Below are 13908 nucleotides of genomic sequence, written 5' to 3' on the forward strand. Positions count from 1 at the left end.
CCCGGCAGGTGGCATTGAGCACGAATGCGCACCAACTTTATAGGTATTTTGTTATCGTCTTAAAGCTTTCTATGTCAGGTGAATCGCTTTGACCATCAGGCGACAGACAGTGTTCGATGTGATCGTAGATCAAAACGCGCTTGGCGATAGCGATTGCTTTTTCAACAGCAAAGAGTTGCTGGGCAATGTCGGCGGGAGGGGCCTGATCGTCCAGCATTTGTATGACCTTAGCCAAGTGACCATTTGCCCGTTTGAGCCGTGCCGAGATCTGTGGATGAGAATTGCGGGTGTCCAGCGTCATATCTATATCCCTATCCCCCCCATATGGATTCTGTCAAACGCGGGCGACATGAATAGCGTGATCCTGCCTGTGGCGTTGAGTTTGCGGACCAAACCGCCTATTTCGGGGGCAATATCGCGTAAAGGAAGACCCTCGTGGCAAACCATCTCTATAAAAACGACCTGCCGGACGGGCTGGACCTTGGTTCCGTAGTGGCGATTGATTGTGAAACCATGGGGTTGAATCCGCATCGCGATCGCCTGTGTGTGATCCAGATGTCCGGCGGCGACGGTCACAGCCATATTGTACAGGTGGAAAAGGGCCAGACCGCAGCACCGAACCTGTGTGCGCTGCTGGAAAATCCGAATGTGCTCAAGCTATTTCATTTCGGCCGGTTTGATATCGCCGCAATGTATCATGCTTTTGGGGCTTTGGCAGCACCGGTTTATTGCACCAAGATCGCCAGTCGACTAGTGCGCACCTATACTGATCGCCACGGGCTGAGGAATTTATGCCAGGAACTGATCGGGGTCGATATTTCGAAGCAGCAGCAAATGAGCGACTGGGGTGCTGAAACGCTGACCGAGGCGCAGTTGGACTATGCCGCATCGGACGTCTTGTACCTGCACCAACTGCGTGATGCGCTGGATGCGCGTCTGGCGCGCGAAGACCGTACCGAGATGGCGCAGGCTTGTTTTGACTTCTTGCCGATGCGTGCGAAGCTTGACCTCGCCGGTTGGCCCGAAACGGATATCTTTGCACACTCATGACCGACAACGAGTCCTTTCTGAAAACTGCCAAGCAGGTTGTCACCGACGAGGCCCGAGCGCTGGATGTGCTGGCTGATGGTCTGGATGACCAGTTCGCCGAAGCGGTGCATATGATCCTTCGGGCGCCGGGCCGAATTATCGTCAGCGGCATTGGCAAATCCGGCCATATCGGCCACAAAATCGCTGCTACACTGGCCAGCACAGGCACGCCCGCCTATTTCGTGCACCCCGCCGAGGCCAGCCACGGTGATCTGGGCATGGTGTCCAAGGGCGATGTGGTTCTGGCGATTTCCAACTCGGGCGAAGCGCCTGAACTGGCGAATCTGCTGGCCTTCACACAACGCTTTGGGATTCCGCTGATCGGGTTGTCGAGCAAGCCGGAAAGTACGTTGATGAAGCAGGCGGACGTGCACCTGTTGATCCCGTCTTTGGGCGAGGCTTGTGGCTTTGGAATGGTGCCCTCGATCTCGACCACGCTGACGTTGGCGATGGGCGATGCGCTGGCGATTGCCCTTATGAAGTACCGCGATTTCAAACCCGAGGATTTCCGCGCCTTTCACCCCGGCGGCAAGCTGGGTGCGCAGCTTTCGACTGCACGTGATCTGATGCACAAGGATTTGCCCTTGGTCCCTGTTGGCACACCAATGAGCGAGGCCTTGCTGGTCATGAGTCAAAAAAGCTTTGGCGTCGTTGGCGTGACGGATGAAACTGCCCGCCTTTTAGGTATCGTGACCGATGGCGACCTGCGCCGGAATATGGATGGCCTTTTGGATAAAAACACCGAAGAGGTCATGACGCGTGACCCGCTAACCATCGCACCTAATGCAATGGCGGAAGAGGCGGTCGCGATCATGAACGACCGCAAGATTACGTCATTATTCGTGGTTGATCCCGCTGCTCAAGGACGGGCCGAAGGCTTGTTGCACATCCACGATTGCCTGCGCGTCGGGCTGGGTTAGACGGGAGGTATCGCAGTGGACGGACATTCACGCAGGGTACAGTTCCTCAAGGTGTTGCTGCCGCTGGTGGCCATCCTGATGCTATCCAGCGTATTCCTTTTGTCCCGTAGTATCGATACCAGCGTGAACGTTCCCTTTGCGCAAAATGATATTGACGAACGGCTGGCGGATCAGGTGGTCACACTGCCAAACTACCGCGGCACCACGCGCAAGGGTGAAGAGGTTCAGATTCAGGCGATCCGGGCCACGCAGGGGACGGGGGCATCCACTCCGACTGCCGCAGAATTCCGCGGTCGTTTGGGTCTGTCGAATGGTGGTGTAATTACGCTGGATTCAAATTCGGGCGTGCTGCGGCCTGACAAGAACTCGGCCACCTTTGTCGGAGACGTGGTCATCACGTCAACAGATGGCACTGTCGTTACCACCGATCTGCTGAACACGGCACTCAACGAAATCCGTGGCGACGCGCCGGGTCAGGTCAATGGAACTGGTATCATCGGTAATTTCACGGCGGGTGGGATGACCTTCGGCGCGGAAAAAAAGGATGGTCCTGTCCATATTATTTTTACAGACGGCGTGAAGCTGATATACGAGCCCGAAAAGGCAGAAAGATAACCTGTGGCAAATTTTCGTTTTGTTCTGATTTGTTGCGCTCTGACCCTGGGTGCTTTTGGTGCGGCTGCGCAGGAAACGCAGGTCGCGTTTGGCGCTGTCCAAGCAGATCCTAGCCAACCAGTCGAGGTGACGTCGGAACGGTTGAACGTCAATCAAGAGGACGGATCGGCCGAGTTTCTGGGAAATGTGATCGTTATTCAGGGTCAGATGCGCCTGACGGCTGAACGCGTGTTGGTGATCTACAATGAGGAACGCTCGGGCATTGAGCGGATGGAAGCGACCGAAGATGTGGTTCTGGTCAGCCCGCCCGATGCGGCCGAGGGCGATTGGGCAGAATATACCATCGACTCGGGCGTCATCGTAATGAAGGGCAATGTGCTGTTGACGCAGGGACCCAGCACCATCAGTGGCGATCAGATGAATGCCAACCTGACGACCGGCACAGCTACGATGACTGGAAATGTCAAAACCATCCTGCAACAGGGTGAAAACTGATGACGCGGCCTGAATTGACCGTGGCCCATGGGCAATCAGGCCTTCGGATCGAAAAACTGCGGAAATCCTATCGCAAGAAAACGGTGATCCGGGATGTGTCAATGACGCTCGACCGGTCCGAGGTTGTTGCGCTGCTGGGGCCAAACGGTTCAGGCAAAACCACAACGTTCTATTCGGTCGCTGGTCTGGTGTTCCCCGAGGCCGGCACCGTCACGATTGACGGGCAGACCGTGACGACCCTGCCAATGTATCGCCGTGCGCGGCTGGGCATCGGCTATCTGCCGCAGGAAATGTCGATTTTTCGCGGTATGAGCGTTGAGGACAATATCGCTTCGGTGCTCGACATCTCGGTGAAGCATGTTCATCGCCGCAAAGAACGACTTGAGGAATTGCTGTCGGACTTCTCGATCGAACATCTGCGTCGGGCACCTGCGCTGGCGTTGTCGGGCGGGGAACGTCGCCGTGTCGAGATTGCGCGCTGCCTCGCGGCTGATCCGAAATACCTGCTTTTGGACGAACCTTTTGCCGGTGTTGACCCGATCAGCGTCGGTGACATCCGCCACCTTGTTGCCGACCTGAAAAAGCGCGGCATCGGTGTTTTGATCACCGATCATAACGTGCGGGAAACGCTCGAGATTGTGGATCGCGCCTACATCCTGCATGATGGTCAGGTCCTGATGTCCGGCACACCGGATGAAGTGGTCGAAAACGAAAACGTACGCCGCGTGTACCTGGGCGAAAACTTCCGGATTTCATAAGCTTGCGCAAAATTGCGCCGACGGTATGGCGGATTTTACGTATATGCACGTCTGTTTTGATTGACTCTTTCGCCGTCTCTTGCCTCAATTGGGTTATGGCGTTTCTTCGGTTCCCGTCTGGATCACGATCCCCCTTCTTTGAAGGGAGGCAGGTGCGGCTACCGCGGAATATGCCTTTATCCCCCACCCGATAAAAAGACATGCGTCGCGCTACGTGACGTAAGAATGGGTGTGAATTGTGAAGGAGATCACATGCGTTACCAAATCAGCGGAAAACAGATCGACATCGGTGCGGCGCTGCAGACTCACGTGCAGACCGAGCTGGGCGAGGTTGTGGGTAAATATGCCCAGCGACCTACAGATGCCAACGTCGTCTTTTCCCGTTCAGCGCATGAATATGTATGCGAAACCACAGTGCATCTTTCCACTGGCCTGACAGCGCAGGCCAAGGCCCATGCGACTGAAATCTATGCGGCCTTCGAAGGCTGCTGTGACAAGATGGAAACACAACTGCGCAGGTATAAGCGGCGGCTGAAGGACCATCACAAGGATCGTGCAGAGCCTGTTGAACTCTTCGGGGCGTCGTCTTATATCCTCGCCTCTGATGAATCTGAGTCGGCTGACGAACCCGAATCCCTGCAGCCGATGATCGTGGCCGAGATGGAAACCAAGATCCCATCGCTGAGTGTTGGTGAAGCCGTTATGCAGATGGAACTTGCCGGTGCCCCGGTGCTGGTGTTCCGGAATGAAAACAAGGATGGATTGAACGTCGTGTATCGTCGGGAAGACGGCAACATAGGCTGGATTGATCCGTAACAGGCAAGAATAGCAAAGGCGCGCCCCCGCATCTGTGGGAGCGTCGCCATGGAGCGTAATCATGGAGCTTTCGAGCATACTGAAGCCCGAGGCAGTCCGCGTATTGTCTTCTGCTTCCAGCAAGAAGCGGTTGTTTCAGGAAATTGCGGATGTGGCTGATGCGACACTGGGCCTTGAAGCTCAGCTCGTCGTTGACGCGCTGCTAGAGAGAGAAAGCCTCGGGCCAACCGGTGTTGGGCATGGCGTGGCGCTCCCGCATGCAAGGATGGGCGGGTTGGAAAGTGTTTCGGGCGTGTTCGTGATGCTTGAAAAGCCACTTGATTTTGGCTCGGTCGACCGCCAACCGGTCGATATCGCTTTTGCCCTGTTCGCGCCCGAAGAGGCCGGGGTGGATCACTTGAAAGCGCTTGCGCTGGTGTCTCGTACCTTGCGCGATACGTCAGTCTGCTCGAAGCTGCGCGCCAACCCGGATCCGGTCAAGCTGTATGCCATTCTGACCGAAGCACAATCAATGCAAGCGGCTTAGTTTACATAAGAAAAAGCCCCCGGACATCCGGGGGCTTTTTCGGGTTCCACCGCGACTACCCGCCGGTGCCCATTTCCAATGTCCACCAGATTTTGCCGCCGCCTTCTTGATGCCAGGCAAACCCCATTTGCGTAGCCTTCGGATCCATGATCACCGAACGCGGCCCGGGTTCCTGCATCCAGGCAGCGAGGGTCTCGGTCTCGGTCTCATAGGTCTCAGAGATCGCTTCACCCAGGAAGGTACCAAAGTAGCCCACGCGCCGCGCGCGGTCGATCGGAGAGGACCCGTCCGACCCAAAATGCCATGGACGATTCTGTCGGGCCATGTCCTTTGAATGTGTTGCCGCGGCAGCGTTCAGTTGTGCGTTCAGTTGCACGGGCTGCAAGCCTTGGGCCTGACGCAGCGCATTGACCGAATCAAGCATGCGGAACTGCAGTTTTTCGGAGTTTCGCCCGATCTTGTAAACTGTCGGCAATGGCCGCCCGTCCGAGCCATAGGTCGGAGTGCTGGTTGGAGTACACGCTGCCAGCGCAACAACGCATGCAAAAAGGAAAGAAACTATACGCGTCATGATTAGCCTGATGATTGGTTTAACCTAGGGCATAGCGCGACAGACGGTCTTGGGCAAACGAACGGTGCCCCCATTTCGCATGATTCTGCCGGTTTGGTTTGCGACTGAAGCATTCTGGCAATAGAATATGTCAGATTTTCAGATTGGCCTTAGCAGAGGACCGTTCATCATGGTGAAGAAATACTTCTACACTTCCACACGTCGTGGGTTCCTGGCCGGAGCGTCGGCAGTACTGGCCTCTCCTGCTATCGCGCAATACATACCCGGCGATCCGCTGCGCCCCGCGCCCGAGCCGGAACCGCAGGTGCGTCGGAACATTTCGGGTTTTCGCGCGCAGGATTGGCGAACCTATTTCTCAAATACAAATAACGGCGCGATCCTGGTTGATACAATTTCTCGTGCGTTACATTACTGGTCCGAAGACCAGAGAACCTACAAACTCTACCCGTCTTCAGTGCCATTGACCGAGGAATTGACGCGTCGTGGCCGGACCAGCGTGATCCGCAAGGTTGAAGGTCCAAGCTGGTCTCCGACACCATCGATGAAAAAGCGAAACCCCGAATGGCCGGACTATATTCCGCCAGGTCCGGATAACCCGTTGGGAACACACGCTTTGTATCTCAGCTGGAAATATTACCGCATCCACGGCACGCATGATACACGCAAGATCGGGCGCCGATCGTCAAATGGATGTATCGGCTTGTTCAACGAAGATATCGCGGAATTGTTTTCAATGACGAATGTTGGCACGCAAGTGTTGCTAATTTGACCACATTTTTGCTCACGAACCCGCTTGCAGCGCAAGTTGCAATTGCATTCCAGTCAGATAGCTGATTAGAAAAATAACACGAGGTAAGTCTTGGGTGCGCGGTTTCACTATTTGGAATCGTGCAAATTCTGGAGGTTAATATGAAGAAACTCGTTCTCGCCGCTGCACTGACCGCTGCTGCTTCGACCGCTTATGCCGGTAACCTGGAAGAGCCGATTGTCGAAGCACCGGTTGTTGTGGAAGAAACACAGGGCACGTCGCAGGGTATCCTGCTGCCGCTGATCCTGCTGGTCGTCGTAGCCGCAGCTGTTGCAGCAAGCTAATTTGACGAGCGTTATCTAGAGAAAAGGCGGTGGAGCACTCCACCGCCTTTTTTCATGCCTGGGTGCAAAGATGGCTCAGTCCAACCAGCCCTTCAGGTTATCTTCGATCACTTTGCCAAGGGCTTCGATGTGCGAATCGTCATCGTTGAGGCAAGGGATGTAAGTAAACTCCTCACCGCCCGCTTCCTCGAAGCTTTCCTTTATCTCTTCGTTAATTTCTTCCAGCGTTTCGATGCAATCGGCTGAAAATGCGGGTGCGATGACGGCGATGTTTTTCTTGCCCTGTTTGGCCAAGTCGGCCACGTGGTCAACGGTATAGGGTTTCAACCATTCCTCGGGGCCAAAGCGCGACTGGAACGTCGACGTGATCTGATCATCTGGCCAGCCGAGCCGTTCCTTCAGCAATCTTGTCGTCTTGGCGCATTGGCAATGATAGGGATCACCCTGTTGCAGGTACCGTTCCGGCATACCGTGGTACGAACAAACCAGGATGTCCGGCTTGGTTTCCATCTGGTCATAGGCGTTTTCCACCGACCGGGCCAATGCGTTGATATAGGCGGGCTCATCGAAATAGGGTGGTACCGTGCGGGCTGAGGGTTGCCAGGCTTCATCCATCAATGCACGGAAGAACTGATCGTTGGCGGTCGCGGTCGTAGCGCCCGCATAATGCGGGTAAAGCGGGAAAAAAAGCATGCGATCACATCCTGCGGCTACCATTTCGCGCACTTTCGATTTGGTCGACGGGTTTCCGTAGCGCATGCAGAAGTCGACCAGCACCTGATCTCCATAGCGCGCCTGCATCGCTTTGCGCATCTTGGCTGTCTGGTCCTTGGTGATCGTCATGAGTGGGCTTTCACCCTTATCGTGGTTCCAGATCGACTTGTAAGCCTCACCCGAGCTGAAAGGACGCTTGGTCAGGATGATGCTTTGCAGGATCGGCTGCCACTTCCACTTGGGATAGTCGATCACGCGCTGATCCGACAGAAACTCGTTCAGATACCGCCGCATTGGCCAATAGCTATAGTCATCCGGCGTGCCCAGATTGGCCAGCAGGATGCCAACGCGGCCCATTTTGACCTTGGGGTGGTCTGCGGGGGCATGGGATGGGCGGGTTGCGTCAAACATGTCGGGCTTCCTGAATTTCTGCGTATCGGGCTGAGATAACTGGAAAAGACCAGTCGTCAATCGGGCAGTTTGCCTTCTTTTGTTCCCAAGGCATCGGCAAGGCGCGCTTTGGCCGATCCGGGGCGCAAGGGTTTTTGTTGGCTTTCGTCGGGTGACCAGCCGGTCAGGCAGATCAATTCGTATGTTGCTGGCAGCCGCCCTGAAGGGGTCGAGAAGTGGCCGGCATAGATCTCTTGGGCGCGCGAAAAAATCTTCCGTTGTGTGGGGTGTTTCACACGCCCGGACAAGCTGTTGGTCTCTCCCATCGCGCGCAGGTCATGCATCAGGTGGGTCAGGTCGCGATATTCCGCCGTCAGACGGGCGGTGTCGGCGACTGGCAGGGCAAGTCCGGCCCGTTGCAGCAAGCCGCCCAGATCGCGCAGTTCGGCCATGGGCGCGATGCGAGGGCTGAGCCCGCCAGTGACTTCTATTTCAGCCTGTCCAAGAACCGCGCGCAACTCGTGCAGAGTTTCGCCTCCCAGACATACCACCAACAGCAACCCATCTGGTCTTAGGGCGCGGTGGCATTGGATCAGTTGGCCCACGGGATCATTGGCCCAGTGCAGCGCCATGGCGTGGATCACCAGATCATACGCCTTGGGGTGCAAGGCCAGAACCTCATCATCCGGGATAACCTGTGCGTTGGTCAGAACATTCTGCCAAATCTGTCGGAACGGCGTCACGATCGCCGGGGCCGTGAAGGTTTTGTTAACCATAGAGAGGCGATCCTGCACTTCGTCCACGGCGGCATGATGCAGGAACAGGGCCTCATCCCGCGCGCGGGCACGGTGCCGGTCAAGTGCCCGGCGGTCGAACAAAGAGGGTGCAGTGGAGTCAGGCAGCTTCATAGGGCGGAATTATCGCATCTTGCAGCGAATTCAAACCGCTGTTCAACTGATCTATCCCGCGCGGTGTCTGGGATGCGGTGATCTGACCGAAACCGATTTTGGTCTGTGTGGTTCTTGCTGGCGCGATACGCCCTTTATCGGCGGGCTCGTATGCGAAAGTTGCGGCGTGCCCCTGCCGGGCGCGCCAGACGGTCATCGAATTGAATGTGATGACTGTATGAAAACACTCCGCCCCTGGAGCGCCGCGCGCGCAGCGCTGTTGTACAAGGACAAGGCAAGGTCGTTGATCCTTGCGTTGAAACATGGCGACAGACCCGAGCTGGCCCGCCCAGCGGCCAGGTGGATGGCGCAGGCTGGCAGGGGCTTGATACGCGATGATATGCTAATTGCGCCGGTGCCGTTGCATTGGTCGCGATTGGTCAAGCGGCGCTACAACCAGTCGGCGCTGTTGGCGCAGCATCTGGCGAGCGAAACCGGGTTAGAGCTGTGCCCGGACCTTCTGAAGCGTCGGGTTCGGACGCCTGTTCTGGACGGGAAAACCGCAGCGGAGCGGGCAGACACCCTGTCAGGCGCGATTTCACCCCACCCCGGACGCCTGCATCGGATGCAGGGCCGGGATGTGCTGTTGGTGGATGACGTCATGACCTCGGGCGCGACACTGACGGCCTGTGCACGTGTCTGCCGTGAAGCTGGCGCAAATCATATTTTTGTGTTGGCTCTGGCGCGCGTTGCCAAGGATGCCTAATTCGCACAAGATTGTAAAAAATCTGAAGGACAAGAAATGAAACCGGTTGAAATCTACACCTCGCCGCTGTGCGGCTACTGCCACGCGGCCAAACGTCTGCTGAAACAGAAGAAAGTTCAGTTCAAAGAAGTCGATGTGCTGATACATCCCAAACGCAAGCCCGAAATGATCAAGCGCGCGGGCGGCAAACGCACCGTGCCGCAGATTTTCATCGGTTCACAACATGTCGGCGGCTGCGATGAGCTCTATGAACTTGAGCGGCAGGGCAAGCTGGACCGTCTGCTGGCGGCCTGATGAAATCCGCGCTGCTGCAACTCACCTCGTCGGATGATCCGGCCGAAAACCTGGCGACCGTTCGCGGCCTGTTGGCCGAGGCGGCAGGCCAGGGCGCGCGGTTCGTCCTGACGCCCGAGGTGACGAATTGTGTCTCTACCAGCACAACGCGGCAGCGCGCGGTTCTTCAGCACGAAGAAGACGACATCACGCTCGCGGGTCTGCGCGATCAGGCCGCTGAGCTGGGCGTTTGGCTGCTGATCGGCTCGCTTGGGATCAAAACCCATGACGCTGACGGACGCTTTGCCAACCGCTCCTTCCTGATCGACCCGCAAGGGCAGATCGTGGCGCGGTACGACAAAATTCATATGTTCGACGTGCAAGTCACCGAGTCTGAGACGTTCCGCGAATCAAAGAACTTCCGCCCGGGTGATAAGGCCGTTTTGGCCCAGACCGACTTTGGTACGATTGGGATGACCATCTGCTACGATATTCGGTTTCCACATCTCTATGCGTCTCTGGCGCAAGCAGGCGCGCGAATTCTTACTGTTCCGGCGGCATTTTCCCCAGTAACCGGCGCAGCGCATTGGGAATCGCTGCTGCGTGCACGGGCGATTGAGAATGGCGCATGGGTGCTGGCACCTGCGCAAACCGGAGAGCACGCGAAAACCCGTGGAAAGACCCGCCACACATACGGCCACAGTATGGTCGTGGCCCCGTGGGGAGAGGTCGTTGTCGACGCAGGGACCGATCCGGGCATTCACTTTTTCGATTTGGATGATAATCCTGTGGCTGAGGCGCGTCGCCGCGTGCCCTCGTTGACACACACCCGTCGTTTTGACGGGCCCTGATCCAGAATCGGACCATGACAGACGATCACAATGCCCTCGCGGTCACGCTGTTCAGCGAGATCCTGACCGCAGACCAGCTATTGCGCAACCGGCTCAGCCGGGTGCTGCCAAAGGGTATGGAGATTTCACATTTCTCGGTTCTGAACCATCTGGTGTTCGTGGGCGATGAACGATCGCCTGCGCAATTGGCAAGCACGTTTCATGTGACGCGCGGGGCGATGACGAACACTTTGGCCAAACTGGAATGGGCCGGATACATCCACATCCGACCGGACTGGGACGATGCCCGCCGCAAGATGGTCGCGATCAGCCCCGCAGGACGGCGCGCGCGCGATCAGGCAATCGCGTCAATTGCGCCGATGATCAACCACGTGGTGGAAGAGTTAGGTGTTGAACGCGTGCGCAGCACGTTGCCGGTGCTGCGCGATCTGCGAATCCAGTTGGAAGGCGAATAGCTTTAGCTTGGCTTCACACTCGCCGTCACATAGTTCACGCTCAAATCCCGGTCTGAGATCGACCAGCTCCAGAGAATCGGATTGAAGACAAAGCCTTTGCGATCTACCGGCTCCAAACCCGCCTGACGCAGCAAGTCGAACAACTCGTCAGGCGTGATGAACTTGTTCCATTCATGCGTGCCGCGTGGCAGCCAGCGCATGACCACTTCGGCCCCGAAAATAGCCATCGCATATGATTTCGGGTTGCGGTTGATGGTCGAGCAGATTTGCAGCCCGCCGGGTTTTAGCAGTTGTTGTGTTGCGGTTAGATACGAGAGCGGATCGGCCACATGCTCGACCACCTCCATATTCAGCACCACATCGAATTGCTCACCTGCGGCAGCCATGTCTTCAGCCGTGGTGTGGCGGTAATCGATCTCAAGCCCAGACTGCTCGGCGTGAATGCGGGCGACGGGCAAATTGCGTTCAGCTGCGTCCGCGCCAACAACCTCGGCGCCCAAACGGGCCATGGGTTCGCTCAGCAACCCACCGCCGCAACCGATATCCAGTAGGCGAAGGCCTTCGAAAGGCTTAGGCGACTTTAAATCCCGGTCGAATTCTCCTGCGATCTGCTGTGTGATATAGTCAAGACGGCAGGGATTCAGCATGTGCAGAGGCTTGAATTTCCCATGCGGGTCCCACCATTCCGCGGCCATCGCCTCGAATTTTGCGATCTCGGACGGGTCCACAGTATTCGGATGCGCTTGCATTCCTGTCTCCGTATGCTCTTTTACGTTAAAGGACTATATAGGGCGATAATGGACAAGTACCCGGACCAAAAGCGCGCAGTGCAATATCTGTACCCGCCGATCGACCCGTTCGATCAGCGAATGGTCGATGTTGGCGAAGGCCACCGTATCTATATGGAACAGTGCGGCAATCCCAATGGCGTGCCGGTTGTGGTCCTGCACGGTGGCCCGGGCGGCGGCTGCAGCCCGGCGATGCGGCGCTATTTTGACCCCAACACATATCGGGTGATTCTATTTGATCAACGCGGGTGCGGAAGATCACGGCCACACGCATCAGTGACCGACAACACCACCTGGCATCTGGTGGCTGACATAGAACGGCTGCGGACCCTGCTGGATATCGACGACTGGACCGTGTTTGGCGGCAGTTGGGGCGCCACCCTGGCATTGATCTACGCACAGGCGCATCCGGACCGAGTGAACCGATTGGTGCTGCGCGGTGTCTTTCTGGCCACGCAGGCCGAATTGGATTGGTTCTACGGCGGTGGGGCCGGCAAGTTCTGGCCCGAGCAATGGGCAAAGTTCACCGCGCTGCTGACCGAGGGCGAGCTGTCCGACACGATCGGCGCCTACAACAAACGTCTCTTCTCGGGGGATCGTGCCACTGAAATCCTGTACGCGCGGGCCTGGTCGGCGTGGGAGAATGCATTGGCGTCGATTCATGCGCAAGGCGGGGTTGGGGAAAGCCCCGGTGAATACGCGCGCGCCTTCGCGCGACTAGAGAATCACTATTTCATGAATGCTGCTTTCCTTCAGAAGGATGGGCAGATCCTCGACCAGATTGGTAAGATCGCACATATTCCGGGACATATCGTGCAGGGCCGTTATGACATGATCTGCCCACCACAGGCGGCGTGGGCCCTAGCTGATCGCTGGCTCAATGCCGAGCTGAAGATGGTACGCAACGCGGGCCACGCTCTGTCTGAACCCGGCATCAGTGCCGAGTTGGTTCGAATCATGGACCGCGTGGCCGAGGGGGTAGCATGACCCGGATTGACCGCCGCGCTCTGTTCGCCTCGGGTGCCGCGGCTGCTTTGCTGGCGGCGATAGGCAAGTCATTGGCGGATACGCCAAAGGCGGGGGGTGCCCTGCGATTGGCCGTACCGCGCGACGATAGTCTGGAACTGGTGGCGCGCGGTGCTGTCTTTGACACGCTGACCGAGATTGCGCCAGACGGCACGTTGCGCGGCGAATTGGCGACTGGCTGGCAAACCGATGCCGAAGCGCGTATCTGGCGTTTTGACCTGCGAAAAGGTGTCACCTTCCACGACGGCGCGCCGCTGGAAGCCGCCCATGTGGTGGCTGTTCTGAGTGAGGTCGGACAAGCCGAGGTATTGGCAGTGGATTCGGTTCGGCTGGAGCTTGCCGAGGCCAACCCGGGCTTGCCATTCCTTCTGGCTGACAACCGCTTTGTCATCACCCGGGGCGGTCAGGGCGTAACGCCGCTGAACACGGCAAACGGCACCGGATGCTACCGGGTGGAACGGGCGGATGATGATCGCCATTTCCTGGGCCGCAAAGTGTCCGGGCATTACAAGGACGGTTCGGCAGGGTGGGCGGAGAAGATCGAAATCATCGTTATCCCCGATGCACGTGTACGGGCTGAAGCGCTGCGGGACGGATATGTCGATGTGGCCGCGTTGCCGGCAGGTGACGGTCTGAAAAACCAGCGTGGGTTGCGATATTTCCCGAGTGAAGCGAACATGGCGCTGGCCGTGGCCCCGCATGTGGGTATGCCGCGTCAGATTGCTACGGGCCGCGCGCTTGATGATGGCCGCATCGCCGAACGGTGGTGGATGGCGTAATTCCGGCCACGAAACGCGCCGGGGGTTGCAGATTCGGGAAACCGCGCGTATATGCAGTTGCAACAGCGGCGTGTCGGGCTTCGGTCCGGGGCTCCAC

Annotated in this window: 20 protein-coding genes; 15 read left to right on the plus strand and 5 right to left on the minus strand. The window is 57.3% G+C overall.

The window, feature by feature from the left end:
• Positions 1–37: 37 nt before the first annotated feature.
• Positions 38–301 (minus strand): metal-sensing transcriptional repressor, encoded by a 264-nt coding sequence (locus AC2FIT_RS16450; RefSeq protein ID WP_224892032.1) that lies wholly within the window; start codon positions 299–301, stop codon positions 38–40.
• Positions 302–435: 134 nt separating this feature from the next.
• On the opposite strand from AC2FIT_RS16450, the gene AC2FIT_RS16455 reads away from it, so the two are divergent.
• From AC2FIT_RS16455 to AC2FIT_RS16485, 7 genes are all read left to right on the plus strand, one after another.
• Positions 436–1050 carry a ribonuclease D gene (locus tag AC2FIT_RS16455; RefSeq protein WP_496831123.1) on the plus strand — a complete coding sequence of 205 codons (615 nt, stop codon included), beginning with the start codon at positions 436–438 and terminating at the stop codon, positions 1048–1050.
• Complete coding sequence (locus tag AC2FIT_RS16460; RefSeq protein WP_496831124.1) at positions 1047–2009, plus strand: KpsF/GutQ family sugar-phosphate isomerase; 963 nt, start codon at positions 1047–1049, stop codon at positions 2007–2009. The genes AC2FIT_RS16455 and AC2FIT_RS16460 overlap by 4 nt, the downstream gene beginning before the upstream one ends.
• Positions 2010–2024: 15 nt before the next feature.
• The gene (gene lptC / locus AC2FIT_RS16465; RefSeq protein WP_496831125.1) at positions 2025–2624 is read left to right on the plus strand and encodes an LPS export ABC transporter periplasmic protein LptC; all 600 of its coding nucleotides are present in this window, start codon (positions 2025–2027) and stop codon (positions 2622–2624) included.
• A gap of 3 nt (positions 2625–2627) precedes the next feature.
• Complete coding sequence (locus tag AC2FIT_RS16470) at positions 2628–3119, plus strand: LptA/OstA family protein (RefSeq protein WP_496831126.1); 492 nt, start codon at positions 2628–2630, stop codon at positions 3117–3119.
• A complete protein-coding gene (gene lptB / locus AC2FIT_RS16475) occupies positions 3119–3877 on the plus strand; it encodes an LPS export ABC transporter ATP-binding protein (protein ID WP_068338535.1) in 759 nt (252 codons plus the stop codon). Before AC2FIT_RS16470 ends, lptB begins: the two co-directional genes overlap by 1 nt.
• A 252-nt stretch (positions 3878–4129) precedes the next feature.
• Positions 4130–4693 (plus strand): ribosome hibernation-promoting factor, HPF/YfiA family, encoded by a 564-nt coding sequence (hpf, locus tag AC2FIT_RS16480; protein WP_068338538.1) that lies wholly within the window; start codon positions 4130–4132, stop codon positions 4691–4693.
• 61 nt (positions 4694–4754) lie between these two features.
• The gene (locus tag AC2FIT_RS16485; protein ID WP_068338541.1) at positions 4755–5219 is read left to right on the plus strand and encodes a PTS sugar transporter subunit IIA; all 465 of its coding nucleotides are present in this window, start codon (positions 4755–4757) and stop codon (positions 5217–5219) included.
• Between the two features lie 55 nt (positions 5220–5274).
• Here AC2FIT_RS16485 and dalA read toward each other — a convergent pair whose 3' ends face one another.
• Positions 5275–5790 (minus strand): divisome-associated lipoprotein DalA, encoded by a 516-nt coding sequence (gene dalA, locus AC2FIT_RS16490; protein WP_068338545.1) that lies wholly within the window; start codon positions 5788–5790, stop codon positions 5275–5277.
• A gap of 169 nt (positions 5791–5959) precedes the next feature.
• Here dalA and AC2FIT_RS16495 point away from each other — a divergent pair, with 169 nt between their 5' ends.
• Together AC2FIT_RS16495 and AC2FIT_RS16500 are read left to right on the plus strand one after the other, a co-directional pair.
• Positions 5960–6559: a L,D-transpeptidase gene (locus AC2FIT_RS16495; RefSeq protein WP_496831160.1), complete on the plus strand. Its 600-nt coding sequence runs from the start codon at positions 5960–5962 to the stop codon at positions 6557–6559.
• Positions 6560–6699: 140 nt separating this feature from the next.
• Complete coding sequence (locus tag AC2FIT_RS16500) at positions 6700–6882, plus strand: ferrochelatase (protein WP_068338552.1); 183 nt, start codon at positions 6700–6702, stop codon at positions 6880–6882.
• 75 nt (positions 6883–6957) lie between these two features.
• Here the strand turns inward: AC2FIT_RS16500 and hemH are convergent, their stop codons facing one another.
• Entirely contained in the window at positions 6958–8007 is a 1050-nt protein-coding gene (gene hemH / locus AC2FIT_RS16505) for a ferrochelatase (RefSeq protein WP_496831127.1), read from the minus strand.
• 56 nt (positions 8008–8063) lie between these two features.
• Entirely contained in the window at positions 8064–8894 is an 831-nt protein-coding gene (locus tag AC2FIT_RS16510; protein ID WP_496831128.1) for a methyltransferase domain-containing protein, read from the minus strand.
• On the opposite strand from AC2FIT_RS16510, the gene AC2FIT_RS16515 reads away from it, so the two are divergent.
• Genes AC2FIT_RS16515 through AC2FIT_RS16530 form a run of 4 tightly spaced genes read left to right on the plus strand, consistent with a single transcriptional unit; the run spans position 8875 to position 11218 of the window.
• The gene (locus AC2FIT_RS16515; protein WP_496831129.1) at positions 8875–9639 is read left to right on the plus strand and encodes a double zinc ribbon domain-containing protein; all 765 of its coding nucleotides are present in this window, start codon (positions 8875–8877) and stop codon (positions 9637–9639) included. The two genes, AC2FIT_RS16510 and AC2FIT_RS16515, sit on opposite strands and share 20 nt — an antisense overlap.
• A 36-nt stretch (positions 9640–9675) precedes the next feature.
• Positions 9676–9933, plus strand: coding sequence for a glutaredoxin 3 (gene grxC / locus AC2FIT_RS16520; RefSeq protein ID WP_068338559.1), 258 nt, complete (start codon positions 9676–9678; stop codon positions 9931–9933).
• The gene (locus AC2FIT_RS16525; RefSeq protein WP_496831130.1) at positions 9933–10763 is read left to right on the plus strand and encodes a carbon-nitrogen hydrolase family protein; all 831 of its coding nucleotides are present in this window, start codon (positions 9933–9935) and stop codon (positions 10761–10763) included. The genes grxC and AC2FIT_RS16525 overlap by 1 nt, the downstream gene beginning before the upstream one ends.
• Before the next feature lie 14 nt (positions 10764–10777).
• On the plus strand, positions 10778–11218 hold the full coding sequence (locus AC2FIT_RS16530; RefSeq protein WP_496831131.1) for a MarR family winged helix-turn-helix transcriptional regulator: 441 nt from the start codon (positions 10778–10780) through the stop codon (positions 11216–11218).
• 2 nt (positions 11219–11220) lie between these two features.
• Here AC2FIT_RS16530 and ubiG read toward each other — a convergent pair whose 3' ends face one another.
• Entirely contained in the window at positions 11221–11967 is a 747-nt protein-coding gene (gene ubiG / locus AC2FIT_RS16535; protein WP_496831132.1) for a bifunctional 2-polyprenyl-6-hydroxyphenol methylase/3-demethylubiquinol 3-O-methyltransferase UbiG, read from the minus strand.
• 48 nt (positions 11968–12015) lie between these two features.
• Here ubiG and pip point away from each other — a divergent pair, with 48 nt between their 5' ends.
• Both pip and AC2FIT_RS16545 read left to right on the plus strand, forming a co-directional pair.
• The gene (pip, locus tag AC2FIT_RS16540) at positions 12016–12993 is read left to right on the plus strand and encodes a prolyl aminopeptidase (RefSeq protein WP_496831133.1); all 978 of its coding nucleotides are present in this window, start codon (positions 12016–12018) and stop codon (positions 12991–12993) included.
• Complete coding sequence (locus tag AC2FIT_RS16545; protein ID WP_496831134.1) at positions 12990–13811, plus strand: ABC transporter substrate-binding protein; 822 nt, start codon at positions 12990–12992, stop codon at positions 13809–13811. Before pip ends, AC2FIT_RS16545 begins: the two co-directional genes overlap by 4 nt.
• The last annotated feature ends 97 nt before the right edge of the window (positions 13812–13908 follow it).

The sequence above is a fragment of the Ruegeria sp. YTSA135 genome, from assembly GCF_059610165.1.

Coding starts and splice junctions, on each gene's coding strand:
- AC2FIT_RS16450 (WP_224892032.1), bottom strand. CDS start 301: ATGACGCTGGACACCCGCAATTCTCATCCACAGATCTCGGCACGGCTC.
- AC2FIT_RS16460 (WP_496831124.1), top strand. CDS start 1,047: ATGACCGACAACGAGTCCTTTCTGAAAACTGCCAAGCAGGTTGTCACC.
- lptB (WP_068338535.1), top strand. CDS start 3,119: ATGACGCGGCCTGAATTGACCGTGGCCCATGGGCAATCAGGCCTTCGG.
- hpf (WP_068338538.1), top strand. CDS start 4,130: ATGCGTTACCAAATCAGCGGAAAACAGATCGACATCGGTGCGGCGCTG.
- AC2FIT_RS16485 (WP_068338541.1), top strand. CDS start 4,755: ATGGAGCTTTCGAGCATACTGAAGCCCGAGGCAGTCCGCGTATTGTCT.
- dalA (WP_068338545.1), bottom strand. CDS start 5,790: ATGACGCGTATAGTTTCTTTCCTTTTTGCATGCGTTGTTGCGCTGGCA.
- AC2FIT_RS16495 (WP_496831160.1), top strand. CDS start 5,960: ATGGTGAAGAAATACTTCTACACTTCCACACGTCGTGGGTTCCTGGCC.
- AC2FIT_RS16500 (WP_068338552.1), top strand. CDS start 6,700: ATGAAGAAACTCGTTCTCGCCGCTGCACTGACCGCTGCTGCTTCGACC.
- hemH (WP_496831127.1), bottom strand. CDS start 8,007: ATGTTTGACGCAACCCGCCCATCCCATGCCCCCGCAGACCACCCCAAG.
- AC2FIT_RS16510 (WP_496831128.1), bottom strand. CDS start 8,894: ATGAAGCTGCCTGACTCCACTGCACCCTCTTTGTTCGACCGCCGGGCA.
- grxC (WP_068338559.1), top strand. CDS start 9,676: ATGAAACCGGTTGAAATCTACACCTCGCCGCTGTGCGGCTACTGCCAC.
- AC2FIT_RS16525 (WP_496831130.1), top strand. CDS start 9,933: ATGAAATCCGCGCTGCTGCAACTCACCTCGTCGGATGATCCGGCCGAA.
- AC2FIT_RS16530 (WP_496831131.1), top strand. CDS start 10,778: ATGACAGACGATCACAATGCCCTCGCGGTCACGCTGTTCAGCGAGATC.
- ubiG (WP_496831132.1), bottom strand. CDS start 11,967: ATGCAAGCGCATCCGAATACTGTGGACCCGTCCGAGATCGCAAAATTC.
- pip (WP_496831133.1), top strand. CDS start 12,016: ATGGACAAGTACCCGGACCAAAAGCGCGCAGTGCAATATCTGTACCCG.
- AC2FIT_RS16545 (WP_496831134.1), top strand. CDS start 12,990: ATGACCCGGATTGACCGCCGCGCTCTGTTCGCCTCGGGTGCCGCGGCT.